This window comes from Chlamydophila parapsittaci, from assembly GCF_006385615.1.
Classification (GTDB): Bacteria; Chlamydiota; Chlamydiia; order Chlamydiales; family Chlamydiaceae; genus Chlamydia; species Chlamydia psittaci.
On sequence record NZ_CP041038.1, the window covers coordinates 37,045 to 62,357 of the forward strand.

Here is a 25,313-nt window from a genome sequence, read left to right on the forward strand (position 1 = left end):
ATATGCAAATAGACATGATTTATATGTTAGTTAAGGAAACAGGCAGTACTTTATATATGGTATGCGCTTCTTTCTTTTTCTCTTTAATATTAGGTGGGCTTTTAGGGTTAGGATTATTCATAACGGCTTCCTATGGATTAAAGCCGATGAAGGGTTTTCATTCCGTTGTTTCTATTATTTTAAGTTTTCTTACGGCCATCCCTTTTGCTATTTTAATCGTTATTTTATTCCCTTTAACACGTTGGATAGTAGGGACTTCTTTGGGGGCTACAGCATCAATAGTTCCTCTGACTTTTGGCGCTCTACCTTTAGTTGCCTCTTTCGTTTCCGAAGCATTGCGTACCGGGGCGTTAACTTGTGTTGAGCCTGCTATTGCTCTAGGAATACCTAAAATAAAAATACTAAAAGATATACTTTTTCCAGAAATTCTCCCCCAGCTCATTTTTTCTTTAAAAAACCTCGTTGTCCATTTGATTGCTTGCTCTACTTTTGCAGGATTTGTTGGAGGAGGAGGATTGGGACAGATTTTATTGCAGTATGGTTATTATCGTTTTGATTTTTCAATTACTCTATCTGTCTTGATTATCACCTTATTTTTCATTGAAGGTATTCGAATTTTGGGAGACACTTTAGGTCGGCGTATACTAAAACATCGAGGGATTTTATGAAAAAAATCAAAATACTCTCGCTACTTGCTTTAGCCATCTCTTTAACAGGTTGTCACAAGAATTCAGAAGGAGTTCTACGAATTGCTGCAAGTCCTACACCACATGCTGAGCTGCTTTATAGTTTAGAAAAAGAGGCGCAATCCCTTGGACTGCAATTTAAAATCCTTCCCATAGATGATTATCGTGTACCTAACCGTTTGCTTTTAGATAAGCAAATAGATGCAAATTATTTTCAACATGAAGACTTCTTAAAGGATGAGTGTGCTCGGTACCATTGCGAAGGAAAACTTGTTGTTTTGGCTAAAGTACATTTAGAACCGCTGGGTTTATATTCTAGTAAAACCCAGTCTCTCGAAGAGCTTAAAGTCAAGGAACAGTTGCGTATAGCAGTTCCTATAGATAGAACAAACGAACAACGCGCTCTAGACTTATTGAAAGACTGCAATTTGATTAGTTACAAAGAAGCTTCTCATCTAGATATCACTGCAAAAGATGTCTTTGGTTGTGGAGGGAAAAAGGTAACTATTCTAGAGATTGCCGCACCTTTATTGGTATCTTCTTTACCAGATGTTGATGCTGCAGTTATTCCTGGAAACTTCGCCATTGCGGGGGGAATCTATCCATATAAAAATAGTCTATACCTAGAGGATGTCCATACTTCCAAGTACACCAACGTTGTTGTAATACGTGCTGAAGATATGGAAGACTCAAGAATGCAAAAACTACAACAGCTATTGCAAAGTCGTTCTGTGAAGGATTTCTTCGATGCGAAATATCAAGGGATCTTTTTACTTCAGTAATACATGTAGAATGGCTCAAGTAAGAGTTGATCTACCCCGTTGCCAGTAGGTTTAAGGCATACTTGGCAACGATTTCTTGATTTTTTTTGAAAGACTTTTACCATTTTTCTTTTGATTGTTAAAAATTTATGTAAAAATCAAGGTGGATTGATGTCGAGTACTGCAGTTTTAGGGCCTAAAGGTCCTTTCAGCTCTCCTTTTGAATGTTCTCTATACTCAACTAACTTAGAAATCAACTTGCTAGGTTCAATTCCTATAGTTGGCATATACATTGGAGCGAAGCGGATAGCTGCAGTTGCGCAATACAATAAAATGTTTGGATCGAAGACCGGAGTATCTCAGGTTATTGTTAAGGATTTCGGTGATGGCAGTTACAAAGTACAGGATGTGTTATCTTATAAAACAGGGCATTATTTTAGAGGTATTGTTGAGTGCTTAGGTCTAGGAGTTGTTTTGATAATTCTAGAATTTGCTATTGCCGTGTTTAAAGTCGTCATTTCATTTGCTGTTATGTTGATCCTCCTGTTGTCTTTAGTTGTCGTGAAATTGGGAGTGATCACGTGCTTGTCTCCAGACGATGTCGTCAACATAACGAGAGTTTTCAACAAAAATCAAACAGATTTGAGTTGTTAACGGAAATAGTTTAAGATTTCGATCCATAAGATTAGAGAATGATCTTGAAGAGCCAGCATGCGTCTAATGTTTCTTGCTGTTTTGAGACATCGCATTGAATTCTTGTTTCATTTTTATTAAGAACACGACATGAGTAAGGTCATGTTGTTATTTATAAAAGACGGCCAAAAGAACTCGTAAAGCCGTATTGACTTTTTTCATGTTGCTGGATATAAGGCATTCTTTTAATGCAACGTATGATCAAACATTTATGTTGTATTTCTTTTAGGTGTTTTATGTTTCCTTTCCTTAAGAATCGAGAGTCACTCAGAGCAAAAAACTCTAAAAAAACAGCCTCTACAATTAAGCATGCAAAGCATTACTTGAACGGATATCTGAAGAAAATAGAGCATATTGTTGCTGCTAATCCTAAAGAAGTAATAGAAGCATGGAATGAAATGTTGGGAACCAAGTATAATGGGATGTTCCAAGCTTTAGGATTTAAGGATCATATTCTATTAGTAAAGATTTATAATTCTTCCTTATACGCTTCGCTAAAGCAAATGCATCAAAGTAGTTTAATTGCTCGTTTGCATCAAGTAGTTCCTCACGCTAAGATCAAGGAAATACAGTTTTTGTTAGGATAATGTATGGACGCAAAAGAAAAAAATTATGACGCCTCAGCTATCACTGTTTTAGAAGGGCTTCAAGCCGTTCGTGAGCGTCCTGGAATGTATATAGGAGATACTGGGATCACAGGGCTTCATCACTTAGTGTATGAGGTTGTAGACAACAGTATCGACGAAGCCATGGCGGGTTATTGTTCTGAAATCCATGTAAGGATTTTAGAAGATGGTGGAATTACTATCTCTGACAATGGTCGAGGTATTCCAATTCAGACCCATGAAAAGGAATCGAAAAAACAAGGTAGAGATGTTTCCGCATTAGAGGTTGTTCTCACGGTCCTGCATGCTGGAGGAAAATTTGATAAGGATAGCTATAAAGTATCCGGAGGTTTGCACGGTGTCGGAGTTTCTTGCGTTAACGCCCTGGCTGAAAAATTAGTAGCCACAGTATACAAAGATAAGCAAGCTTATCAGATGGAGTTTTCCAGAGGAGTTCCTGTAACTGGTTTGCAGTTGTTAGGAGCTACCGATAAGCAGGGAACAGAAATCACTTTCTACCCAGATAATAAGATCTTTTCTTCATGTGTTTTTGATCGCTCTATCTTAATTAAAAGGTTGCGAGAGCTTGCATTTTTGAATCGTGGTATAACGATCATTTTTGAAGATGATCGTGACGTCAGTTTTGATAAAGTCATCTTTTTCTACGAAGGAGGTATTCAATCCTTCGTTAGTTATTTAAACCAAAATAAAGAAAGTCTTTTCCCAGAACCAATTTATATTTCAGGAAGTCGAACTGGAGATGATGGTGACATTGAATTTGAAGCAGCTCTCCAATGGAATTCTGGATATTCTGAATTAATTTATTCATATGCAAATAATATTCCTACGCGTCAAGGAGGAACCCACCTTACAGGATTTTCTACAGCACTAACTCGTGTACTTAATGCCTATATTAAAGCTCATAATTTAGCTAAGAACGATAAGCTCTCGTTGACGGGAGAAGATATTCGTGAAGGACTCACTGCTGTAGTTTCTGTTAAAGTTCCTAATCCTCAGTTTGAAGGGCAAACTAAGCAGAAACTAGGAAATAGTGATGTAGGTTCCGTATCACAACAGATCACTGGAGAAGCGCTAACAATCTTCTTTGATGAGAACCCACAAATTGCGAAGATGATCGTTGAAAAGGTTTTCATTGCCGCTCAGGCTAGAGAGGCAGCAAAGAAGGCTAGGGAGCTGACGTTAAGGAAAAGTGCTTTGGATAGCGCACGACTACCTGGAAAGCTTATTGACTGTTTGGAAAAAGATCCTGCAAAATGTGAAATGTACATTGTGGAGGGGGATTCCGCTGGAGGATCTGCTAAGCAAGGTAGAGACCGTCGTTTTCAGGCTATTTTACCTATCCGAGGTAAGATCTTAAACGTTGAGAAAGCACGTTTACAAAAGATCTTCCAAAACCAAGAAATAGGAACCATCATTGCAGCTTTAGGTTGCGGTATTGGATCGGATAATTTTAATTTAGGTAAGCTACGCTATCGACGTATCATTATCATGACAGACGCGGATGTTGATGGCTCTCATATTCGTACTCTGCTATTAACGTTCTTCTACCGCCATATGACAGCATTAATTGAAAATGAATGTGTCTATATAGCTCAGCCTCCTTTATACAAAGTAAGCAAGAAAAAAGATTTCCGTTACATTCTTTCAGAAAAGGAGATGGATGATTATCTATTAACTTTAGGAGTTTGTGACAGTAAACTGGTGTTTAAAAACGGAGATCGTGAGATCAGTGGAGAAGCTTTGGACAGCTTTGTCAAGCTTATCTTGAACATAGAAAACTTTATCGTTGCTTTAGAGAAAAAAGCTGTTCCTTTTTCTGAATTTTTAGAAATGCGCAAGGAAACCTTAGGCTATCCTTTATATTATAGCCCTCCGCAAAGCGGGAAGCAAGGTGGACGCTATTTCTATTCTTCCGAGGAAAAAGAAGAAGAGATGGCATCTAGAGAAGATGCGGATTCTATGAAGGTTATTGAATTATATAAAACGTCGATCTTTGCAGAAATTCAAGAGGAATTGCGAGACTATGGTTTAGATATTCGCCATTATCTCAATCCCAAAGATTCTGAAATGGTGATAACCAATGAAGATTCAAAAACGTTACCTTATACTTGTTATACTTTAAAAGAAGTTATCGATCATCTCAAAGCCCTTGGAAGAAAAGGTATAGAAATTCAGCGTTATAAAGGTCTTGGAGAAATGAATGCTGATCAGCTTTGGGATACAACTATGAATCCCGAACAGAGAACTTTAGTTCGTGTGTCATTGAAAGATGCTGTTGAGGCAGATCATATCTTCACCATGCTTATGGGCGAAGAAGTTCCTCCAAGAAGAGAATTTATTGAGAATCACGCTCTATCAGTTAAGATGAATAATTTGGATATTTAGGAGACGGTTATCACTATGTTGAACAAAGAAGAAATCATTGTCCCTAAAAATCTAGAAGAAGAGATGAAGGAAAGTTACCTTCGTTACTCTATGTCGGTAATTATTTCTCGAGCGCTTCCTGATGTCAGGGATGGTTTGAAACCTTCGCAAAGGCGTATTCTTTATGCAATGAAGCAATTAAACCTCACTCCTGGTGCGAAGCATCGTAAATGCGCTAAAATTTGCGGTGATACTTCCGGAGATTACCATCCTCATGGAGAGAGCGTTATTTATCCTACGTTAGTGCGTATGGCTCAAAACTGGGCGATGCGTTATCCACTGGTCGATGGTCAAGGAAACTTTGGCTCTATTGATGGGGACCCTGCGGCTGCTATGCGTTATACGGAAGCTCGTTTAACCCATAGTGCGATCTTCCTAATGGAAGATTTAGATAAAGATACTGTAGATATGGTATCTAACTATGACGAAACGAAGCACGAGCCTGTTGTTTTTCCTTCGAAGTTTCCTAATCTTCTTTGTAACGGTTCCTCTGGTATTGCTGTAGGTATGGCAACAAATATACCTCCTCATAACCTCGGAGAGTTAATAGAAGCCACGCTATTGGTATTAAGTAAGCCTGACGTCTCTATAGAAGAAATCTTAGAAGTCATGCCAGGACCAGATTTCCCGACAGGGGGACTGATTTGTGGTAGTGAGGGTATACGCTCTACCTACTATACAGGAAGAGGAAAGATCAAAGTTCGTGCACGTCTTCATGTAGAAGAGAACGCAGATAAACATCGTGAGAATATCATTCTTACAGAAATGCCCTACAATGTAAACAAATCGCGATTAATTGAACAAATTGCTGATCTTGTTAACGATAAGACTTTGTCAGGTATTTCCGATGTTCGAGATGAATCAGATAAAGATGGTATCCGTGTTGTTCTCGAGCTTAAGAAGGGAGAGTCATCAGAAGTTGTTATCAACCGTCTCTATAAATTCACTGATATTCAAGTGACTTTCGGAGCGAATATGCTCGCCTTGGATAAAAATCTTCCAAGGACAATGAATATTCATAGAATGATTTCTGCATGGGTACGCCACCGTACAGAGGTAATTCGCAGAAGAACTCGTTACGAGTTAAATAAAGCTGAAGCACGTGCACATATCCTTGAAGGTTTCTTAAAAGCTCTTTCTTGTTTAGATGATGTTGTACATACCATCCGTAATAGTGATAGTAAAGAACACGCTAAGCATCAATTGATTGAAAAGTTCGGATTTACTGAACATCAGTCCATTGCTATTCTTGAGTTGCGTTTATACCAACTTACCGGATTGGAAGCTGAGAAAATTCAAAAAGAATACGATGAGTTAGTAAATAAAATTGCTTACTACAAACGTGTTCTTGCTGATGAAGGTTTAGTAAAAGATATCATTAGAAATGAACTTCAAGAGCTTCAAAAGCTTCATAAAACTCCTCGTAGAACTACGATAGAATTTGATGCCGATGACATTCGTGATATTGAAGATATTATCACCAACGAACCTGTGATTATTACAATATCAGGAGATGACTACGTAAAAAGAATGCCTGTAAAAGTCTTTAGAGAACAGAAACGCGGTGGTCATGGTGTTTCTGGATTTGACATGAAGAAAGGTTCGGACTTTTTAAAAGCAGTATATTCAGCATCAACAAAAGACTACCTGTTGATTTTCACCAATTTTGGACAATGTTATTGGTTGAAAGTCTGGCAATTGCCTGAAGGGGAAAGACGAGCTAAGGGTAAACCGATCATTAACTTTCTTGAGGGTATTCGTCCTGGAGAACAATTAGCCGCTGTTCTTAATATTAAGAATTTTGAAAATGCAGGATTCTTATTCTTAGCAACCAAACACGGGGTAGTCAAAAAAGTAGCTCTTGATGCGTTCAGCAATCCTAGAAAGAAAGGTATTCGCGCTCTAGAAATAGATGACGGTGATGAGCTTATTGCTGCGGTGCATATTACTAGCGAAGACGAAAAGGTCATGCTATTCACGAGATTGGGGATGGCTGTACGTTTCCCTCATGATAAGGTACGACCTATGGGAAGAACAGCACGTGGAGTACGTGGAGTTTCATTGAAAAATGAAAAAGATCGTGTTGTTGCTTGTCAAATTGTTAGAGATGATCAATCTGTTCTTGTTGTCTGCGATAATGGCTTCGGGAAACGCTCTCAAGTAGAAGATTTCCGAGAAACCAATCGAGGAGGGGTAGGCGTACGTTCTATTCTTATCAACGAGAGAAATGGAGATGTTCTTGGAGCTATTTCTGTGACAGATCACGATAGTATCTTACTCATGTCAGCACAAGGACAGGCTATTCGTATTAACATGCAAGATGTACGTGTGATGGGAAGGTCTACTCAAGGTGTACGCTTAGTTCACGTTAAAGAGGGTGATACCCTTGTTGCAATGGAAAAACTCTCGTTAAATGAAGATGAGACTCTAACGAATATTGAAGAAGAGAGTGCCTCACCACAAGTATAAAGGAATAAAGCCATGTTTATAGTAATTGAAGGATGTGAAGGGTCAGGAAAAAGCTCTTTAACACAACTTCTAAAAGATAAGCTTATGGCTGAGGGGAAAGAAGTTGTAGCGACTAGAGAACCTGGAGGATCTTCCTTAGGTGAGCGAGTGCGTGATTGGATTTTAGACCCCTCCACAACAGAGATTTCTCCTTATACGGAGCTTTTTTTATTTCTTGCAGCACGTGCACAACACATAACTGAAAAAATACTCCCCGCTTTAGAATTAGGGAAAATTGTGGTATGTGACAGATTCCATGATTCTACAATTGTCTATCAAGGAATAGTTGGAGGGCTGGGGAAGGAATATGTGACAAATCTCTGTCACAGTGTTGTAGGAGAAAAAAAAATTCTTCCAAATCTTACCTGCCTTTTAGATATTCCTGCGGACGAAGGACTAAAAAGAAAACAACAACAAAAGTCCTTTGATAAGTTTGAAAATAAGTCTTTGGCATATCACACAAAAATTCGTGAGGGTTTTTTATCTCTTGCCGAGTCACGTCCTGACAGCTATCTTGTTTTAGATGCTAGACAACCTATAGAAGAATCACTCAACAAAGTTATGACCGCTTATACAGAATTAGCCTTATGCAAATAGAAGGAAAGATAGCTAATGAACCTTGGGAGGCCTTACTTGATAACATTAGTCAAGGTAAGGTATGCCATGCGATTTTATTGCACGGCAGTTCATTATCCATTCTTTCTCAATATGCTTATAACTTGGCCTCTCATATTCTTCTAAAAGATACTCCTGAAGCGCGGTATAAGATTTCCCAAAAACTACATCCTGATATTCAAGAGTTTCAGCCTTCTGGAAAGGGAAGATTGCATTCTATAGAGATCCCTAGGGACATAAAAAAACAGATCGCAATACTTCCTTATGAGGGCTACTATAAGATCTATATTATTCATGAAGTAGATCGTATGACTTTACCTGCGATCTCTGTATTTTTAAAAGTCCTCGAAGAAGCTCCGTCTCACAGTGTAATCATACTGACATCTGCAAAACTTCAACGTATACCAGCAACGATTCTTTCACGGAGTTTATCCATACATATTCAAGGACAAGAAAAGACAAACCCTAATGAAGAGGAAATCGCCTATCTACTCAAGTATGCCTCAGGAGAAATGAGTATTACAGAAGTAGGAAAAATAGTTAAAGGTAGTGCAGATACAGATAAACAAGTGCTCAGAGATAAAGCTAAATACCTTTTAGAAGTTCTTTTAACATTATTTAGAGATAGATTTATGCTTTCTTTAAATATCAGTGCGAGTGCTATGACTTATCCGCAATACGCTAAAGGTATTCTTAATCTGCCTATACTTCCTCTTGAAAAGGTGCTTGTGATTATAGAAAAAGCCTATCAAGCTTTAGATAACTCTTCATCAGCGACAAGCTGCATGGAATGGGTAGCCTTACAACTTGCATCACTGAATCATCGTTCTTCGGTATTAATTGAACGTACTTGTCCATAGGGGAATGGTTTCCTGCATTTTTTGTAAAACAACAGCAGGAATTTCATGCCCACCATTAAAAGAAATAAACTCTCCATGTAAACGTGAAGATAGGAGCTGATTTAGCCGTTCCCCATGGTAATAAGGCAAAATGGTATCTTGATATCCGTGACTTTGAATAAAAGGAACCTTAGCACATAAATTTATATTATTTTCCCAGCCTTTCTCTAATAGTAATGCTCCAGAACAAATTAAAGCTCCTCGATAAGGGATTTTTGAAGATAAAATAAGATGAGTGGTGATCATAGCACCTTGGCTAAAGCCTCCTAGGATAATGTCGTATCGCGGACGATCCAACTCTTCAATAAGGTTTTCTAAAGCTGCTTTTGGTTTCTCAAAATCTATATTGAATAATTTTTGGTATTGTTCTTCTGTTGCTGGGGTAATATCCGGATTAGAAATTAAGCTCTGAAATAGAGGAACGTCTAAGGGGAACCAAGCTCTTCCACCCCCAAATTCATAAGAAAGTTGTTCAATACCATGAGGGAATACCCATGTAGGACGTACACCTTTGAAAGGACATGCTGAAGGGAAAAATGCTAAATTGTCAGCATTTGCTCCATAGCCATGACAAAAGATAATAATAGGATCATCGGGATCCCCAGGACATACTATGGAATCTAATCCAGCAAACTTACGACGAAAAAATGAATACTCCATGAATGCTCTCAAAAGTAACTTATAGTGAAAATTTAGACCAAATTAGTCGGATTGATTTTAGAGATCAAGGGTTTCTTTGAACCCACAAGACATAGAAAAATTTATAATTCGTTCTTCTATAGGGAAGATAATTAATGTCATTTATTTTAATAACTTTAATACTTCTCGTGAAATAGATCCTATATTGAAAAAATTGGATTTAGAAACATGCCTATGTTAAAGTCTTCTCGAATTTAGTTTTTTGCAGAGAAATATTTTAGAGAATAGCGAATTCTGGAGTTTTTATGTCTGTTACAGATCCAGATTTTTTTTTACGACAAGCTGCAGATTATTTAGATCAAGGCAAGGTTATAGCCTTCCCCACAGATACAGTTTATGGTTTGGGAGTGGCATTAAATTACCCAAATGCCGAAGAGAAAATCTATGATTTAAAGCATAGAGATCAGGGAAAATCTTTGGTTGTGTATGTAAATACTATTGAGGATATTGAAAAATTCTCGGGATGTACATTATCAACACATGCACTTAAGTTATCACAGAAGTTCCTCCCCGGGCCGTTGACTTTGCTCGTTGACCATAAAAACCCTAGATTTCACCAAGAGAAACTAGGATTTAGGATTCTTTCTATTCCTATAGTGAATAAGCTCATCGATCTCGCAGGACCGCTACTTGGAACGTCTGCAAACATTTCCAATTTCCCTCCAGCAATCACCTCTAAAGAAGTGCTTGAAGACTTCTGTCAGGAAGATATTTGTGTTATTCCAGGCTGTTGTTCCTACGGACTGGAATCTACGGTAATCTCTGCAGATCCTTTAAAGATCTATCGTGAGGGAATGATTCCTCATCAAGTTATCGAAGACGTTGTAGGGGAAAAGATAGATGCTTGCTTACACACGCGCCACATGTTTTCTCAACACGTAAAAATTTATACAGTAAAAGATGAAGATGCTCTAAAGAATTTTCTTGAGCAGAACGCTCGATTTCAAGGTGTAATTTGCCACAACCCTAAACCATGTGATTTTTACCCTACCTTAAGACAAGCATTAAGATCTGTCGAACCTGTTGTGGTATTTATCTACGATCAGGAAACATCAGCATATCCAGAGCTAAGACCTTATCTAATTCCATACAGTTATACATACACTCGGTGAATGTCATGATCATAGATATGCACTGCGACCTTCTTTCTCATAAAACTTTTTCCTATGAAGATCCTTGCGTGCGCTGCTCTCCAAGTCAATTACTCTCTGGAGGAGTGAGAAAGCAAGTTTGTGCTATATTTACTGAGCATAGCATGAGCTCTCCAAGCGCTGATACACAAAATCAACTATTTTTTCACCTTCCTGATTCGGATAATCGTATCCGTTTAATTACTTTTGATTCTGATAACCTGAATCATGATGCTGGGGAAAATACCCTCTCTATTATTCGTAGTATAGAAAATGCTTCGGGATTAGGTTCTGATTCCCAACATCTCAGTGAGCTATTCACAAAACTCCTAGATCTATTTTCTATGGGGCCTATTGCTTATTTAGGGATTGTATGGAACGGAAGAAACCGTTTTGGGGGAGGAGTTTGTGACCCCTATAAACTTACCTCTGATGGGAAACGTTTATTAGAAATTATGAATCAATTGGCTATTCCTATAGACCTTAGCCATTGTTGTGATAAACTCTCCGATGATATTTTAGACTATACGGTAGACAAGCTTCCTAACATGCAGGTTCTTGCTAGCCACTCTAACTTTCGATCAGTACAAAACATCCCCAGAAATCTTACTGATGCCCATGCAAAAGAAATCGCATCTAGAGGAGGGGTTATTGGTTTAAATATCGTAAGTTACTTTGTTGGGTCTTCTTTACAAGGATTAAAACAGCATATCCATCATGCTGAAAAATTGGGAATTCTAGATCAACTTGTCCTAGGAACAGATTTCTTCTATTCTAATGCACAAGAAAAGTTTTTCCCTGAGTGTTCTACAGCCGAAGATCATCCCAATATCTCTAGCATTTTATCCGATAATCTACATAGGGAATCTACAGAAAAAGTACTCTGGAAATCTGCTCAACAATTCTTAAATCAGACTGTGAGTCTTCAAAAAGAACGAAGACATATTTGTTTAGATATATAAAAAAACCCGAAGCATTGCGCCTCGGGTCCATTAAGAGATACTCTATACAGAAGAAATAATCTTATGATTCTTCTTCTTTAGCCTCTTCAGCTGTTTCAAGTTCCTGATCTTCGCTATCTTGATCTCTTTGATCCGATTGATCACTGTGATCACTTAAAGATGAACTCCTAGAAGAGTTGGTGTCACAGCTCCAGGTGACCTTCTCAATCTGCTAAAACCAGCATTGAGCATAGAAGTAAAGCGATTGATACGTTCTGTTGGGCTACCAGTATTCCCATTTAATGAAAATGTAGAAGCACTTTTTCTTAAAGGTTTAGGAGAGGAAGCGCCTACATACAAAGAGCCAGGTTCTGATAAGTGCCTTTGTATTTGACTAATTGTTTCGTGAGCTGAGTTTAATTCTTCCGTTTTTGTAGTTAACATTCGTGTTAATCTAGTGACTTCAGACTCATGGTCGGTAGTAAGCCGTTCCATTAAATCTTGCTGACTCGCAATAGCTCGATCAAGATTTGCGGATGTTTCCTGCAGTTGAGATTCTAAATCTCTAACTTGAGCCTCTAGCTGTGCTACTTCAGCTTGTAACTCACCTTGAGATCTTGCAAGTTGTTCTTCTTTTTGACTAAGAGTTTCTTCAGTTGTTTGTAGACGTGCTTCAACAGCACCCAAGTTTTCACGAGATTGAGTTAGTAACTCTGAAGATTCATCCAAACGACTTTGAAGATTATTTCCCAATTCTCTTGTAGTTGTCAGTGCTTCAGAAATTTCTGCAAGTTGTGTTTGAGAAGCACTCACTTCTCCTTGCAATCGATTAACTTCTTCTGTTTTCTGTTCGACTACTTGTTTCATATTCATAAGTTCAGTAGCCAGAACGACTTCACCCTCATTATTCACCCGAGGCTTTTTAAGAATACGGAGAGCCACACCAAAGGAAGCCAAACTCGTCCCAAGGGCAAGAACAGTTGCTCCTAAAGCAATAGAAAATGCCGAAGGTAAACTTGTAATCGTTAAGGTTAAGAGTAAAATACCGGATATAACTAAGATAATACCCACAGCAATAAGAGTTAAACTCACAGTCTTGCGACTAACATGAGAGTGCTGACATATCCGATTTAATACAGAAACCCTTTCCAATGCCTCTTCTTGAGAGGAGGACCGTAATATAGAAAGTATCATATCTGAAACTATTTAAAATAATAAAAATCAGTAAGATTTTAACAAATTCATTATTATTTTCTTAGAGAAAAAAGAAGATTAAATAAATCTTTATAATAAAAAGACTAACTAAACGCATATAATATAGAGTTAATCGCAATTAAAAGAGTTAAAACTTTTTATTTGACTAAAAAGTAAGACTTATCCGACAAAATCAAGTTCTTCTGAGGCATCTTCAAATGAATCTTCATGTTCATCGCTGCCAGAAGAAGAGGGATGCGTTTCATTTTGAAGTTCGGCCCTCTCACTCATAGGTTGAGGGAAGGTAATAGCCGGTAAGCAATCAGCCGGTGGCAAGCAATCAAACTGATCATAAGTCGTGGAAGGCGTGGTGAAAAATCGTGAGATTGAAGAGATTGATGAAGCAATAGTAGGGAACCAGGTCGAAGCTACTTCTTCATTAGATTGAGAACTTGGCATAGCTTCTAAAGTAGAAATACGATTTTGAAGATAACTAATTTTGAGATTCTGTGCAGTAATCTGAGTTTGTAAATCCATATTCCTTTGATTTGCTTGTTCTAAATGACTCTCTAATAGAGTTGAACAAGATTTTGCACTTTCTACAACTTGTTCTGAAAGCTCTTTTTCGGACTTTCGTGCTATCTGTTCATGCTGCATCAAATAGAAATGAGAGATCCATTGAGCACTCAAGCTGAAGGCATGTATATCCTGAATTCCTCCAACAAATAAAGCGGCTCCTGTAATGCCCAAACCTAGACTGATACCGGGGCGGAACCACGTAGTTAAAAGAAGTTGAGAAATTACAGCGCCAACTATACAGCCTATACCAAGAACGATTTTCACCATTGCGATGACTGTTCTTGTTTTCCCCATAGAGTGTACTCTACTGTATGTTAAAATATCTAATGAAGAGGGGAAGAGAATGGAAAGAATGGGATCCGTATTCTTTTCTTGGGGACGAGGTAATCCATGTTCTCTGAGAACATTTCTAATCTCTAGATAATTTTTCCTCCAGACAGCGTTTTGATAGTAGACTACCTTAAGACAGTACGCGATGGCTGCTGAACCTATAACTATTCCTGCTACGCCTAAAGGGATACTTAGGGCCGAGGTCAGTCCTAAAGGAAGAATCAATACACAAATGCCAACTATAAGAAGAATGATTCCTAAGGCAAGAGCTACAATAACTGCGAGAAAAGTTTGTCGCTCGTTTTTAATGAAGTTAACATTATTTGCTAATATGGAAATAGTTTTAACTTCATTATCTGAGTTTTTAAATTGAATTTCAGGAGCAACAAGCATAAGTTTAAGAAAAAATACGAAAAACAATCATGTTACCACCTTATTATAAATGATGTAAATCTAATTTTATTTACAAAACAAATGAAGATTAGTTTGAGTATTCTAATAAACACAACAAATTAACATGATATTCTTTTTTTTAAACGATAGCTAAAGCTTTTTTGCGATTACCTATGTTTGGACTTAGTTAGAGGAGAAACTATACGATTGTCTCTTATGATGAGAAAAAATGATGTCCACAGCTTCCTCTGATGAGTCTACTAGGTATAAATGTCCCGGACATGTATGCGTATAATGTAAGTTTTTCATCCACTCTACTAAAGGCCCCCAAAATTGCATGCCTACAAGAACGACAGGATGAGGAACTTCTAGGTATCTAAAGTGGTCTAGGGCAAAAAAACATTCACTTACGGTACCTAGTCCTCCAGGAAACACTACACATCCAGAAGCTTTGCCAACCATGCCTTCTAAACGATGAGAGATATGGGAAACCTGTAAATAGTTTTCTTTGGGTATGTGATCATTCAATTCCTCACCCTTTAAGATAAATCCTAGAGATGCCCCCCCCCCCAGCTCGTACAGCACCAGCATTAGCAGCTTCCATAATCCCTGGACCTGCTCCAGTAACCACAGCGTACCCATTCTTAACTAATAGATATCCTATATTCTGAGCTTTTTTATAATGTTCATCTGTAGGACAGAATCCGCCAGCCACCACTATCCAGGGGCCATGATCTTGATGAAATTGTGTAGCGGAAATAATCTGCTCACAATCGTGTATATCCTGAGGTTCCCAATTTTGAGAGGAACCAAAAGTGGGGGAAATACACATCAATAATGTGAAATAAAAATAAAGAAATCGCATTCTACAAAACTAGTTTTATCAATAAATGCATTATTATACACAATCTCAACTATTTTTAATTAGCAAATACTATAAAGATAGGGCAGGGGAAATTTAGTTTTTAAACTTTACACTATTTTAATTATACGCTAGCTTGTATCTCTATCCTCATTTTAAGACATGCATTTGTTATCTATAGACTTGAGCAGTTAAAAATGTTTTCCTTTCAGATAAAGTATTTCCAACAATTATTAAACATAAAATACGCTGTATTTTCGGCCGTATTTCTTGCTGCAACTACGGTATTCGCTCTAACCTTCCCTGAGATAGCTTCAGGATTCAGTGAGAAAGGATTTTCAACTGTACTCATAGGTGGCTGTGCTTTTCTATGTGCTAGAACTGTAGGCATACTGGTAAACCAGATTATTGATCGTGACATTGATAAGAAAAACCCTAGAACAACTTCTAGAGTATTACCCGCTAAAAAATTATCGATACATTTTGTTTTCTTAACCACGGTACTTGCATCCTTATTTTTTCTAGTTCCCTGTACATTTTTAAGTAAGGAATGCTCCTGGCTAGCCTTATTGGCTATTCTACTTATGATTATTTATGCCTATGCAAAACGTTTTACCTATTTGTGTCATTGGATCTTAGGTCTTATTTATTACCTTGCGATTCTTATGAATTTCTATGCTTTATCTTCAAAACCTCTCTCTTTAAAAATGTTTATCATAGCCTCCCTATGGGGAATAACAGCTGCTATGATTATTGCTGCTAATGACATTATCTATGCGATTCAAGATTTCGAGTTTGATAGGAGAGAAAAGCTCTATAGTATTCCTGCATGTTTTGGGAAGGCAAAGGCTGTTCGTATTGCTTCAGTATGTTTACTGCTAAGTTTGCTATCTTATATAGCCATGGCCGTGCTGGCATCTTTTAGTAAATTAGGGCTTATACTGTCGCTATTACCTGTATTAGTTATTGGGAAGACCATCAAAATCTATTACGCATTGGATAAGAATCATGTTAATCTTGAGAGATGTTTTTTTAGGGGAAACATCTACCTTGCTTTATCCTTTTTTATCGTCATGGTAAGTTTATTAATTTCATAATAGATGGATACGAATGAAACGTTATATCGTAGGCATTTCAGGAGCTTCAGGAATAGTATTAGCCGTCAAACTCATACAAGAACTATCTAAAATGCAACATGATGTTGAGGTAATTCTTTCTACAGCAGCAATGAAAACGCTCTATTATGAATTAGATACCTCTTCTTTGCTGTCTTTAATCCCTGAAGAAAGTCATCGGTATATTCACCAACATAATATCAAGTCTATAGAAAGCAAATTGGCCTCTGGATCCTATCATGTCGATGGGACTGTTATCGTGCCATGTAGTATGGCTACAGTAGCAGCTATTTCAATCGGCTTAGGAGATAACCTTTTACGAAGAGTTGCAGATGTAGCCTTAAAGGAACGAAGGAAGCTGATCTTAGTTCCTAGAGAGAGTCCGTTACACTCCATCCATTTAGAAAACTTATTAAAATTATCGCAAAATGGAGCGATAATCTTACTGCCAATGCCCATGTGGTACTTCAAACCACAAACTATTGAAGATATTAATAACGATATCGTTGGAAAAATTCTCTCTTTGCTAGATATAGAGAGCAATTTAGAAAAGGTTTGGACCAATCCAGCTTAATTGGTACGTTTACCATTGATTACTTCATGAAGATTTTCAATAGCGATAAAAGCATAGGGATCTTCTCTGTGGACAATTTCTTTAAGTTGTGAAAGCTGTAAACGCTCTACAACAATATAAAGAATGTTTCTAGGCTCTCCAGAATAGCCACCTTCAGCTTGAATATAGGTAAGACCCACTCCCAAGTTTTCCATAAGGATTTGGCCGAGTTTCCTTGGAGAGGAGGTGATAATGGTCACAGATTTCGTATCTTCGAGACCTAGAATGACCATATCCATAACTTTCGTTGCGATGCCGTAAGTTAAGAAGGATACGAATGCCGTATGCCAATTCTGATAGACAATACCTGCCAAGGCAAAGATAAAAAAGTTAGCAAAAAGAATAACCTGACCAACGGTGTATCCTCTTTTTTTATTTATGATGATACCTAGAATCTCGGTACCATCCGTAGATCCTCCATGACGGATGATCAAACCACAACCTACCCCTATAACAGCTCCACCGAAAACTACTGTTTCCATTTCGGACCCTTTAAACACTATAGGGCTAAAACCAAACCATAAAGGTAAGGAATCAATAAGCCATAGGGCACAGGAAAAGATGATCACAGCAGTCATCATCTGAATGACAAAATACTTACCAATCTGTTTAAAGGCTAAAATGACAAAGGGCAGATTGAAGAGTATTAAGCAAAACGGCAAATATTTATGACCAAAGAAATGAGAGGCAATAAGAGATAAACCGACGATACCACCATCGATAAGTTCATTTGGAACTAGAACCATTTGAACTCCACAGGCAGCTAAAAATCCTCCAAGAATAAACCAGCTTAGGGTCTTGGAAAAGTACAGAGGAAAGCTAAACTTCGTTAAACGAGTTCCGTGGGGCATTTTCAACCTCTGATTGTATGTTCGCGAGAGACGGGGCTTGAACCCGCAACTTCCGCCTTGACAGGGCGGTGCTCTAACCAATTGAACTACTCCCGCAAATGGACACGACAGGATTTGAACCTATGACCCCCTGTGTGTAAGACAGGTGCTCTAACCGCTGAGCTACGCATCCAAACAAGATTAGGTGCATAAGTTAGCAGAAGAAATAGTTTAATCACAACCATTTTTACTCTAACAATTAATAAAGCTTGTTGTTGCAAGTAAAAGTTCGAGAAAGACACACCCTAAGATGTTTCCCACAGCGTTTCTGATTTTTAGAAAATGCTAAGATACACAGACCGTGGTCTGTCGCACGTTTCTTTGTTTCTTTAGAGGAAATAGTTATAAATTTAAAAAAAGAGCTAGAAGAACAACAGCGTATCCCTAAAAAAAATTCTCATGTTTTTAGAGTAAACTAGAACTGTATTGTAGAGGATTCAAGAATCTATGGAAGAGATCGGTAGAGAGAATGTTCTACCGATTTTCTAATTAGGAATACCCAAGAGGTGGGATCAGTTTAATCAAAGAGTGTAACACCTGATTCAGAGCTCATAAAATTATCAAAGTCTTCTTGTAACTGTTGGAACTCAGCTTCGCTAGTTAAAGCTAGAGGAGAATTTCTTACGAGCAAAGGAACCACGGATATGTAATTTTCCAAAAGAGTTCGACACTCATCGGAAATATCTTCATCTATAACTATTTGACAATCACTTAAAGAAAAGAACTTGCGTTTCCCATCACCAACTAAAAGTCTGGGAATACCGCAGGCATATTCTTTTCCTGTAGTCACAAGTCGCATGCCTTTCCACTCTTCGTTATGTTCGCTAGCAGGGAAATTTACATTAAAGCCCGATAAAATCGGGAGAGGGTTCGATAGAGCATACAAGGAGAGTCTTTTTAGTATCTCAGGGGCATGTTCTTCCTGAAAGAAAGAAATGTGTTGTTCTTGAGAAAAAGCTATGGAGGGGACACCTGATAAAATGGCTTCCATAGCAGCTCCAGCAGTTCCAGAATAAAAGATATTTCTTCCTGCATTAGATCCATGATTGATTCCAGATAGTACAAGATCAGGCAAATCATTACGGAATAAATCTCCCAAAGCGAGCTTAACGCAGTCTACTGGGCTACCGGAAACTGCCCAAGCCCCAGCAACAGGCTGAGGATAGTCCACCTTTTCTATAGAGACGGGTTGTGTATAAGAAAAAGACATGCTTTTCCCTGACTGTTCCGTAGTAGGAGCAACTATATAGAGATCAGCAAAGTCTGCTTTTAATAAATTTGCAACTAAAAGACTCATCCCTTTAGCGGAAATGCCGTCATCATTAGTTAACAAAATCTTTAATCTTTTGTGCATAAAATTACCGAAAAAAAAATAAATCTTACTATAATTAAAATAGTAAGACTAATCTATAAAAATATGTTTAATTAGTTTTATTTTTTTTGAGCTTTTGACAATCCATGTTGTTCAATAGCTAAAGCAATATTATGTCTTGCTTGAGGAAAAACATCTTCTAGTAACTTTAATGCTTCTTCTGTTTTTGTTCTTAAAGATACAACTGGGCAACGACAAGTAACTCGAGAAAATCCACTTTCCTTAGCGAATTTTCTTATCCAAGATTCCGGGGTAAGTATTAAAGGGCGTAAGATAGTAATACCGAAATGGACCATATCTAAAACCGGTAACATTCCAGCAAATTCTGCTTTATGTAAGAGATTCATCAAAGCTGTTTGGACTACGTCATCACGATGATGACCAAAAGCTACGGCAGTAGCTCCCACATCTTTTGCTGCTTGGAATAGTAAACGTCTTCTAACTTGAGAACATGAATAACACTCTGGAACTTCAGGGTCATAGGGAGAGGTTATCGAACTATAGGGGACGTGAATTTTATCACAAATATTAGCTAAATACTGCTTGCTTACTTCTGAACCGCAAGAATATTTCCCTCCGATATTCACAGCGTAAAGATCAAGCTTTGGGAAACCTCTACCAGAAATCGCTTTAAGCATTAAAAGCAAAGAAAGGCTGTCTTTGCCTCCGCTAAGAGCTATAACAATCTTAGCGTGATTTTCCAACATAGAGTAGGTATACAAAGCCTTACGCACTAGGCTTTCTATACGTTTACCAGATTTCGTCCACGGGGGATGTAAGTGTAGAATAGACATGGGGAAATAGTAAAAGGATAGAATAAAGCTTGCAATACAATATTAGTTTTTATGAAAACTTGTAATTGGTTTTTATCCTTAGCTTATTTAAACTTTCCTTTAAAAGCCTTGCTTTGAGAAGAATTGTATGACAAAAAAAGTTAACAGAAATGATCCATGCCCATGCGGTTCTAATAAGAAATATAAGCAATGTTGCCTTAAGAAAGATAGTCAACCAGCACGCTATACTTCAGAAGGCAAGTTCAAATTTTCTGCGGAAGTTGTAAATTCGAGTGCTGCAGACAATAGTTGCACGCAGTTGTTCCAACGTCTTTCTGGAAGCATCACATCTGAACAAAAGCAAGCGGTTGATACGTATTACGAAATTACGAAAAATAAAACTCCTATTGGAAAGAAAACCATTAAAAAAGTTCAATCTAAAGAAGATCGTTTGATTTCTGAACAATTGAAGAAACATAACTTCCAAGTTATGGATACAAGCTTGTCTGTAGATCCTTCCGGTAGAGGAGAAAATTTTGTTACTGAAGAGTTTATTCCCACCCAAGAAGATTACCGTATTTCAGAAAATACTGATTCTGACTTGGAAGAAAATAACCAATAGCGTATAAATTGACTTCCTATTGGTTAATTAAAGTTTTCTCTTCAAGCAATAGGGTTCCTGATTTTTCGCTGGAGTAGCTCAATTGGCAGAGCATTCGATTTGTAATCGAACGGTTGAGGGTTCAAGTCCTTTCTCCAGCATTCTCTGGGGGTGTCGCATAGCGGTCAATTGCATCGGACTGTAAATCCGACTCCTTACGGATACGTTGGTTCAAATCCAGCCGCCCCCAAGATTTTCTTTATTTCTCTTCTTTCTTTTTCGTTATTATTTTTTATTTATCAGATATAATTAATTTTACCAGAATTAAATTAAACATATTAAAAATTGACCTATAATTTATTATCTGATTTTTATTAGAAAAAAATCGGAATAATAAATGACTATTTCTAATAATAACACTAATGATTGTTATTTTTCTATAGATTCGACTTTTGAAGGTGATGTTGCTGCTGGGAATGTACAAACCAACGACGTCACATCTCAAAGTATAGAATCCACGAGTAGCTTAGTTGTAAATCCTCCTGGAACCTCGACTTTTTCAGGAACAATCAATGTAGAAGGACTTACTTCAGCTAACGACCTTAATATAACTGGCAACAATGTATATATAAATTTGAACGGCAACAGATTGAGTAACGTTGCTAGACCTATAGACCAGTCCTCTCCAGTACCGGCAAATTATATACGTTCTCCTGAGTACTTTTTCTGCTCACTCAATGAGTTTGGAAGGATCAACATTAATACACAGCAACCCGTTCCCATTCTCGGCACCGATAGGCTGGTCTACCAATCGCAAAATATTTTTTCCCACATACGCTTTGTAGATTACTCCTATAGAGATTCAAAAGTCACGTATCCAGGATCCCACTGGGTACAATTATTAAGCAAAGGTATCTACATGATCGATTACGGCATTAATAAACGCTGGGGATGGAATAATGGCTGGGGAGGCGACGTGCATCTGAAAAATGCTTCAGGCACCATTTATAGCAGCAATACTATCTATAGTGGGGGAGGATACTCTGGATTTGCAAGTTTATCTACAGCTTTTCGTGTCTCTAATCTAGCTAAAGATCCGAACGGCACTATAACAAATGATCCAAAAGACAGCATAAAAGAAAATTTATTCTGCGCACAGCTAACAAGTAATGGGGCAGTTTTAAGCGCTTTTTATTTTGGAATCATTTTCTACCCAAACCAAGGGGAATAGCTATGGATGATAAAGACAAAACTATTTCTAGATTCACATCAGATAATCCTAATAATCAAACTAGAGAAACTGATTTCGATGCGACAGGAGTTAAAGACCAAAACCTCTACCTAGAGAATGCTACGTTAAACATTGATGGCAATTTAAATATCGAAGATGATTTTGATGCTGAGACATTAACTGTAACAAAGGACGTAAATGCAAACTGTGATTTCTTTGCTGGTAGTGAACTCTCAGGAAACAATGGGTTTTCTTTGCGTGAGACGGTTTTAAATGGGGACATCAGCATTAACGCCTCTCAAAGTTCGAGTATTGGGAATATCTCAGACCCTCTTTCTCAACGCGACGCTTTAACATTCAACTACTATAAAAAAAGCTCCGTACAAGCCTATACCTGTATGTTAGACCATCGCGGTACATATAACATTCCTGCACATTCTATTTTAGATTTAAAAAGCGGAACTTCAAAAGATATTGAAAATTACACATCGATGTATCGCAACTACTTCTATGTGGAGGGTAAAGATCTTGTGATTAAAACTCCAGGAATCTACCAGGTCACTTTTGAAATCACTAGAATGGGAGGGCAACACTCAGGAAATGATGAAGTGAATTTATTTTTAAGGCTGGATCAAGGCAGTCAATTCGAAAACTTGTGCACAGCAGACACTCGAGGCCATTATCCTACAGATAGGACATCGACGGCCTTGTATGCAATTTTCTCTGTTTCAGATATCTCTTCACAACCTACCGTCAGAGTCTATACACATGCTCATATACAAAGTATGTTTTCTACGATAAGTGTGATTTGGTTCCCATTTGCAGCAAGATTTCCCGAGGAGGATTAAAATATGTCAACACCTAAAACTAATATTAGTTTACCCACATTTGTTCGTTTTAATATCTACTCTAAGGATCTATCTGAAGAGAAAAAAAAACGTGCTATAACGGTATCGAAAGCAATAACAGCCAAAAACACTAACCTTCAAAATCTAACTTGTACAAACGGGAACCTCAATTGCAAGCAGGACCTATTTGTTAGTGGGAACATGAATATTAAGACAGGGACTAAAAACCAAGCAAACTTCTTTGGTAGGGTAAACCTGAGCAATCATACAATCTCATGCAAACAACAACCATATAGCACGAATACTCAAAAATTGCCGCAACAATATGTCCCCTATCATGTTTTTCAAAGTAATAAAGCTGAAGTTTCTATGCGTTCTGCTACTTCAGGAGGACATGTAGGCAGCGGGGATGTGAATCACGGTGTCTGGATTCCTTGGAATAAATTTGAAACTAAAATTGAACAACAAGGAAATTCTCATGTGTATGTAGGAACAGGGGCAAACTCTTGTTATCTGTATTTTCGTGCTACCAGAAACAATCCTAAACTTTTCCGTATTAGCATCGTTATGTCAAAGCACGGCGGCTGGTTGGATAACGGAACGGGCGGAGAGTGTGTGTTAGTCGCTGTTGTTAATGGGAAAGAGACACTTTTACAAGGATCCACTTGTTCAGGAACAAGTTACTATAGGCCTAAGCCTATGGAATGGATTGCGACGACATTTCTAGCAAGAGATAATGGGCATTTCATACTGAAAAACGTATCGTATTCTTGGCGGGTAGCTTCATTTTCTTGGAATGTAGTGCAGCTGCCTTATTTTGAATAAATATACTCAACTTTTGCCCGGGAAATATTCTCCGGGCACTTTGTTCACAGCTCGACCAACTAAGTCATAACCCACATATCCCGTAATTTCGATAAGATAACGTTCTCTAAATTCTGAAACTAAACGAGCTTCATTCATAATAATGTAAGGATCTACCTCTGGAGCTTGACCATACAAACGTGTTGTGAGTAAAAGTTTACTATCTGGATGGATCCATCAATAACAGCTTCCATAATTTTTCCCTACAAACTGCTTATTATGTTTCTCAATATTTTTCTTTTGTATTTGAGAAAAGATTTTTAATCTCTTTGATTTTATGCTCTGAGGGATTTGGTTTGACATCTCAGCAGCTAAAGAACCTTTTTCTTGAGAATAAGAAAAGATACCTAAATTATCGATCCATCCTTCTCCAACAAAATCGACGAGCTCCTGAAATTCTTCACCCGTTCTCCTGGGAATCCAAAAATAAGAGACAAACGAATAACGAATATAGATATGGGGAATGCGTGCACGCAACTTAGTTAACAAATCTAAAATTTGTTCTCTAGATATTGTTCTTAACAACTTTTTTAATACCCGATTATTTGTTAAAGGGGAATATCAACTAAGGGAGTAGGCACTGATCTTTTTCCATAAGATCAATTAAGGGTATCACCTACTTCATCAGGATACAAATAGAGAATTCTAATCCTATAGTTTACAGGCGCCTTAAGCATCTCTATTAATACACTGTGTAAGCAAGATTTACGATCTTTAGATAGATCTTTACCATAGTCACCCAAATCTTGAGCAATGAGAATGATTTCTTTAACTCCCATTTTTAACAATAAGCGAAATTCTTTAATAATCTGCTCTAGAGGTTTACTTCTTAATCCTCCCTTAATGGTAGGAATAATACAGAAGGAACAGCGCTTACGACACCCCTCAGCTATTTTCAAATAGGCATAGTGCTTCGGTGTGGATAATTTTCTAGGAATTTCCCCCATTTCTAAATAACTTTTAGAAGATAACTTTTCTCCACTTTCCTTAGATTCTATAGCGGATAAGATATGTTCAACGTCTCCAGAACCTAAAACATAGTGTACATAGGGGAGCCAAGGCTTTAACTCTTCTTTATGCTTAGAAACCATGCAACCAGTTAATATAATCTTGGCAGTTTCTTTCTTCTTATCGATTATTCGTTGAAGATAATCCGTAGATTCATCTCGAGCAGCTTTTAAAAACCCACAAGTATTCAAAATCAAATAATCCACTTCTTGCAGGAGTTCGGTAGCTTCATAACCAGCTTTTAATAAAATTCCGAGCATTACCTCACTATCTACAAGGTTCCTTGAGCAGCCTAAACTAATAAAATGAATTTTATTTTTTGAGGTTGCCCCTTTAAAAAAAAACTGTTCTTTAGTTGACATGAAGATTCTCTTGTAATTATGGGGAAGTTTTCTTGATTCTTTTTGAAAATAAATATAGTATCATAAGCGATTTATCATTTTCTTGAAAGGATTCATCAATGGCTAGTAAGAACCGTGAAATCATTAAATTAAAAAGTTCTGAAAGTTCCGATATGTACTGGACTGTTAAAAATAAAAGAAAAACAACAGGTCGACTAGAACTCAAAAAATATGATAGAAAACTGCGTAGACACGTAATTTTCAAAGAAGCTAAGTAAAAAGATTTAATTTACCTGCTAGCTTCTATTTCAAGTTGT

Annotated in this window: 22 protein-coding genes, 4 tRNA genes and 3 pseudogenes; 19 read left to right on the forward strand and 10 right to left on the reverse strand. The window is 37.5% G+C overall.

Annotated elements, in window-relative coordinates; genetic code table 11:
* The first annotated feature begins 2 nt into the window (after window positions 1-2).
* The 8 genes from FI836_RS00150 (at window position 3) to FI836_RS00185 (ending at window position 9,173) form a co-directional block, all read left to right on the forward strand.
* Window positions 3-668 (forward strand): ABC transporter permease subunit, encoded by a 666-nt coding sequence (locus FI836_RS00150; RefSeq protein ID WP_032742272.1) that lies wholly within the window; start codon window positions 3-5, stop codon window positions 666-668.
* Window positions 665-1,468: a MetQ/NlpA family ABC transporter substrate-binding protein gene (locus FI836_RS00155; RefSeq protein ID WP_014943834.1), complete on the forward strand. Its 804-nt coding sequence runs from the start codon at window positions 665-667 to the stop codon at window positions 1,466-1,468. Before FI836_RS00150 ends, FI836_RS00155 begins: the two co-directional genes overlap by 4 nt.
* A gap of 150 nt (window positions 1,469-1,618) precedes the next feature.
* Window positions 1,619-2,101, forward strand: a complete 483-nt coding sequence (locus FI836_RS00160) for a hypothetical protein (protein ID WP_006343181.1) — start codon at window positions 1,619-1,621, stop codon at window positions 2,099-2,101.
* Window positions 2,102-2,376: 275 nt separating this feature from the next.
* Complete coding sequence (locus FI836_RS00165; protein WP_006343182.1) at window positions 2,377-2,727, forward strand: DciA family protein; 351 nt, start codon at window positions 2,377-2,379, stop codon at window positions 2,725-2,727.
* A 3-nt stretch (window positions 2,728-2,730) separates the two neighbouring features.
* On the forward strand, window positions 2,731-5,151 hold the full coding sequence (gene gyrB, locus FI836_RS00170) for a DNA topoisomerase (ATP-hydrolyzing) subunit B (RefSeq protein WP_015386102.1): 2,421 nt from the start codon (window positions 2,731-2,733) through the stop codon (window positions 5,149-5,151).
* Window positions 5,152-5,166: 15 nt separating this feature from the next.
* The gene (gyrA, locus tag FI836_RS00175) at window positions 5,167-7,659 is read left to right on the forward strand and encodes a DNA topoisomerase (ATP-hydrolyzing) subunit A (RefSeq protein ID WP_014943836.1); all 2,493 of its coding nucleotides are present in this window, start codon (window positions 5,167-5,169) and stop codon (window positions 7,657-7,659) included.
* Window positions 7,660-7,671: 12 nt separating this feature from the next.
* The gene (tmk, locus tag FI836_RS00180; RefSeq protein ID WP_006343185.1) at window positions 7,672-8,295 is read left to right on the forward strand and encodes a dTMP kinase; all 624 of its coding nucleotides are present in this window, start codon (window positions 7,672-7,674) and stop codon (window positions 8,293-8,295) included.
* Window positions 8,286-9,173, forward strand: coding sequence for a DNA polymerase III subunit delta' (locus tag FI836_RS00185; RefSeq protein WP_006343186.1), 888 nt, complete (start codon window positions 8,286-8,288; stop codon window positions 9,171-9,173). Before tmk ends, FI836_RS00185 begins: the two co-directional genes overlap by 10 nt.
* On the opposite strand, the gene FI836_RS00190 is transcribed toward FI836_RS00185, so the two are convergent.
* Window positions 9,150-9,872, reverse strand: coding sequence for a hydrolase (locus FI836_RS00190; RefSeq protein WP_006343187.1), 723 nt, complete (start codon window positions 9,870-9,872; stop codon window positions 9,150-9,152). The two genes, FI836_RS00185 and FI836_RS00190, sit on opposite strands and share 24 nt — an antisense overlap.
* Before the next feature lie 284 nt (window positions 9,873-10,156).
* On the opposite strand from FI836_RS00190, the gene FI836_RS00195 reads away from it, so the two are divergent.
* Together FI836_RS00195 and FI836_RS00200 are read left to right on the forward strand one after the other, a co-directional pair.
* Window positions 10,157-11,023, forward strand: a complete 867-nt coding sequence (locus FI836_RS00195) for an L-threonylcarbamoyladenylate synthase (RefSeq protein ID WP_006343188.1) — start codon at window positions 10,157-10,159, stop codon at window positions 11,021-11,023.
* Between the two features lie 5 nt (window positions 11,024-11,028).
* Complete coding sequence (locus FI836_RS00200; protein WP_006343189.1) at window positions 11,029-12,003, forward strand: dipeptidase; 975 nt, start codon at window positions 11,029-11,031, stop codon at window positions 12,001-12,003.
* A gap of 61 nt (window positions 12,004-12,064) precedes the next feature.
* Here the strand turns inward: FI836_RS00200 and FI836_RS00205 are convergent.
* The 3 genes and pseudogenes from FI836_RS00205 to FI836_RS00215 form a co-directional block, all read right to left on the reverse strand.
* Window positions 12,065-13,176: pseudogene (locus tag FI836_RS00205) on the reverse strand (incA family protein).
* A 180-nt stretch (window positions 13,177-13,356) separates the two neighbouring features.
* Window positions 13,357-14,478, reverse strand: a complete 1,122-nt coding sequence (locus tag FI836_RS00210; RefSeq protein ID WP_017001366.1) for a CPSIT_0556 family inclusion membrane protein — start codon at window positions 14,476-14,478, stop codon at window positions 13,357-13,359.
* Window positions 14,479-14,661: 183 nt separating this feature from the next.
* Window positions 14,662-15,310: pseudogene (locus tag FI836_RS00215) on the reverse strand (LOG family protein).
* A gap of 227 nt (window positions 15,311-15,537) precedes the next feature.
* Between FI836_RS00215 and FI836_RS00220 the strand changes: the two are divergent.
* Both FI836_RS00220 and FI836_RS00225 read left to right on the forward strand, forming a co-directional pair.
* On the forward strand, window positions 15,538-16,437 hold the full coding sequence (locus FI836_RS00220; protein ID WP_006343193.1) for a UbiA-like polyprenyltransferase: 900 nt from the start codon (window positions 15,538-15,540) through the stop codon (window positions 16,435-16,437).
* Between the two features lie 13 nt (window positions 16,438-16,450).
* The gene (locus FI836_RS00225; RefSeq protein ID WP_006343194.1) at window positions 16,451-17,029 is read left to right on the forward strand and encodes a flavin prenyltransferase UbiX; all 579 of its coding nucleotides are present in this window, start codon (window positions 16,451-16,453) and stop codon (window positions 17,027-17,029) included.
* Here FI836_RS00225 and FI836_RS00230 read toward each other — a convergent pair.
* The 5 genes from FI836_RS00230 to FI836_RS00250 all read right to left on the reverse strand — a co-directional run bounded on the left by FI836_RS00230 (window position 17,026) and on the right by FI836_RS00250 (window position 20,124).
* Window positions 17,026-17,919, reverse strand: a complete 894-nt coding sequence (locus tag FI836_RS00230; protein WP_006343195.1) for a YitT family protein — start codon at window positions 17,917-17,919, stop codon at window positions 17,026-17,028. The genes FI836_RS00225 and FI836_RS00230 overlap by 4 nt on opposite strands.
* A 22-nt stretch (window positions 17,920-17,941) precedes the next feature.
* Window positions 17,942-18,015, reverse strand: a tRNA-Asp gene (locus FI836_RS00235).
* Window positions 18,016-18,018: 3 nt separating this feature from the next.
* Window positions 18,019-18,091, reverse strand: a tRNA-Val gene (locus FI836_RS00240).
* Window positions 18,092-18,475: 384 nt separating this feature from the next.
* A complete protein-coding gene (surE, locus tag FI836_RS00245; protein WP_139934548.1) occupies window positions 18,476-19,312 on the reverse strand; it encodes a 5'/3'-nucleotidase SurE in 837 nt (278 codons plus the stop codon).
* 77 nt (window positions 19,313-19,389) lie between these two features.
* Entirely contained in the window at window positions 19,390-20,124 is a 735-nt protein-coding gene (locus FI836_RS00250) for a tRNA 2-thiocytidine biosynthesis TtcA family protein (RefSeq protein ID WP_014944535.1), read from the reverse strand.
* A 127-nt stretch (window positions 20,125-20,251) separates the two neighbouring features.
* Between FI836_RS00250 and FI836_RS00255 the strand changes: the two genes are divergently transcribed.
* The 6 genes from FI836_RS00255 to FI836_RS00280 all read left to right on the forward strand — a co-directional run bounded on the left by FI836_RS00255 (window position 20,252) and on the right by FI836_RS00280 (window position 23,608).
* The gene (locus FI836_RS00255) at window positions 20,252-20,725 is read left to right on the forward strand and encodes a YecA family protein (protein WP_006343198.1); all 474 of its coding nucleotides are present in this window, start codon (window positions 20,252-20,254) and stop codon (window positions 20,723-20,725) included.
* A gap of 67 nt (window positions 20,726-20,792) precedes the next feature.
* Window positions 20,793-20,865: transfer RNA gene (locus FI836_RS00260), tRNA-Thr, on the forward strand.
* Window positions 20,866-20,871: 6 nt separating this feature from the next.
* Window positions 20,872-20,954 (forward strand) — tRNA-Tyr (locus tag FI836_RS00265).
* A gap of 147 nt (window positions 20,955-21,101) precedes the next feature.
* Entirely contained in the window at window positions 21,102-21,935 is an 834-nt protein-coding gene (locus FI836_RS00270; protein ID WP_006343199.1) for a hypothetical protein, read from the forward strand.
* 2 nt (window positions 21,936-21,937) lie between these two features.
* Entirely contained in the window at window positions 21,938-22,783 is an 846-nt protein-coding gene (locus tag FI836_RS00275) for a hypothetical protein (protein ID WP_014943840.1), read from the forward strand.
* A gap of 3 nt (window positions 22,784-22,786) precedes the next feature.
* The gene (locus tag FI836_RS00280) at window positions 22,787-23,608 is read left to right on the forward strand and encodes a hypothetical protein (protein ID WP_014943841.1); all 822 of its coding nucleotides are present in this window, start codon (window positions 22,787-22,789) and stop codon (window positions 23,606-23,608) included.
* Between the two features lie 6 nt (window positions 23,609-23,614).
* Here FI836_RS00280 and rimO read toward each other — a convergent pair.
* Window positions 23,615-25,017: pseudogene (rimO, locus tag FI836_RS05380) on the reverse strand (30S ribosomal protein S12 methylthiotransferase RimO).
* A gap of 98 nt (window positions 25,018-25,115) precedes the next feature.
* On the opposite strand from rimO, the gene rpmG reads away from it, so the two are divergent.
* Window positions 25,116-25,274: a 50S ribosomal protein L33 gene (rpmG, locus tag FI836_RS00290; protein ID WP_006343203.1), complete on the forward strand. Its 159-nt coding sequence runs from the start codon at window positions 25,116-25,118 to the stop codon at window positions 25,272-25,274.
* Window positions 25,275-25,313: the final 39 nt, after the last annotated feature.

Bases quoted from the DNA above. Each gene is read 5' to 3' on its own strand.
- FI836_RS00150 (WP_032742272.1), top strand. From the start codon at position 3: ATGCAAATAGACATGATTTATATGTTAGTTAAGGAAACAGGCAGTACT.
- FI836_RS00155 (WP_014943834.1), top strand. From the start codon at position 665: ATGAAAAAAATCAAAATACTCTCGCTACTTGCTTTAGCCATCTCTTTA.
- FI836_RS00160 (WP_006343181.1), top strand. From the start codon at position 1,619: ATGTCGAGTACTGCAGTTTTAGGGCCTAAAGGTCCTTTCAGCTCTCCT.
- FI836_RS00165 (WP_006343182.1), top strand. From the start codon at position 2,377: ATGTTTCCTTTCCTTAAGAATCGAGAGTCACTCAGAGCAAAAAACTCT.
- gyrB (WP_015386102.1), top strand. From the start codon at position 2,731: ATGGACGCAAAAGAAAAAAATTATGACGCCTCAGCTATCACTGTTTTA.
- gyrA (WP_014943836.1), top strand. From the start codon at position 5,167: ATGTTGAACAAAGAAGAAATCATTGTCCCTAAAAATCTAGAAGAAGAG.
- tmk (WP_006343185.1), top strand. From the start codon at position 7,672: ATGTTTATAGTAATTGAAGGATGTGAAGGGTCAGGAAAAAGCTCTTTA.
- FI836_RS00185 (WP_006343186.1), top strand. From the start codon at position 8,286: ATGCAAATAGAAGGAAAGATAGCTAATGAACCTTGGGAGGCCTTACTT.
- FI836_RS00190 (WP_006343187.1), bottom strand. From the start codon at position 9,872: ATGGAGTATTCATTTTTTCGTCGTAAGTTTGCTGGATTAGATTCCATA.
- FI836_RS00195 (WP_006343188.1), top strand. From the start codon at position 10,157: ATGTCTGTTACAGATCCAGATTTTTTTTTACGACAAGCTGCAGATTAT.
- FI836_RS00200 (WP_006343189.1), top strand. From the start codon at position 11,029: ATGATCATAGATATGCACTGCGACCTTCTTTCTCATAAAACTTTTTCC.
- FI836_RS00210 (WP_017001366.1), bottom strand. From the start codon at position 14,478: ATGCTTGTTGCTCCTGAAATTCAATTTAAAAACTCAGATAATGAAGTT.
- FI836_RS00220 (WP_006343193.1), top strand. From the start codon at position 15,538: ATGTTTTCCTTTCAGATAAAGTATTTCCAACAATTATTAAACATAAAA.
- FI836_RS00225 (WP_006343194.1), top strand. From the start codon at position 16,451: ATGAAACGTTATATCGTAGGCATTTCAGGAGCTTCAGGAATAGTATTA.
- FI836_RS00230 (WP_006343195.1), bottom strand. From the start codon at position 17,919: ATGCCCCACGGAACTCGTTTAACGAAGTTTAGCTTTCCTCTGTACTTT.
- surE (WP_139934548.1), bottom strand. From the start codon at position 19,312: ATGCACAAAAGATTAAAGATTTTGTTAACTAATGATGACGGCATTTCC.
- FI836_RS00250 (WP_014944535.1), bottom strand. From the start codon at position 20,124: ATGTCTATTCTACACTTACATCCCCCGTGGACGAAATCTGGTAAACGT.
- FI836_RS00255 (WP_006343198.1), top strand. From the start codon at position 20,252: ATGACAAAAAAAGTTAACAGAAATGATCCATGCCCATGCGGTTCTAAT.
- FI836_RS00270 (WP_006343199.1), top strand. From the start codon at position 21,102: ATGACTATTTCTAATAATAACACTAATGATTGTTATTTTTCTATAGAT.
- FI836_RS00275 (WP_014943840.1), top strand. From the start codon at position 21,938: ATGGATGATAAAGACAAAACTATTTCTAGATTCACATCAGATAATCCT.
- FI836_RS00280 (WP_014943841.1), top strand. From the start codon at position 22,787: ATGTCAACACCTAAAACTAATATTAGTTTACCCACATTTGTTCGTTTT.
- rpmG (WP_006343203.1), top strand. From the start codon at position 25,116: ATGGCTAGTAAGAACCGTGAAATCATTAAATTAAAAAGTTCTGAAAGT.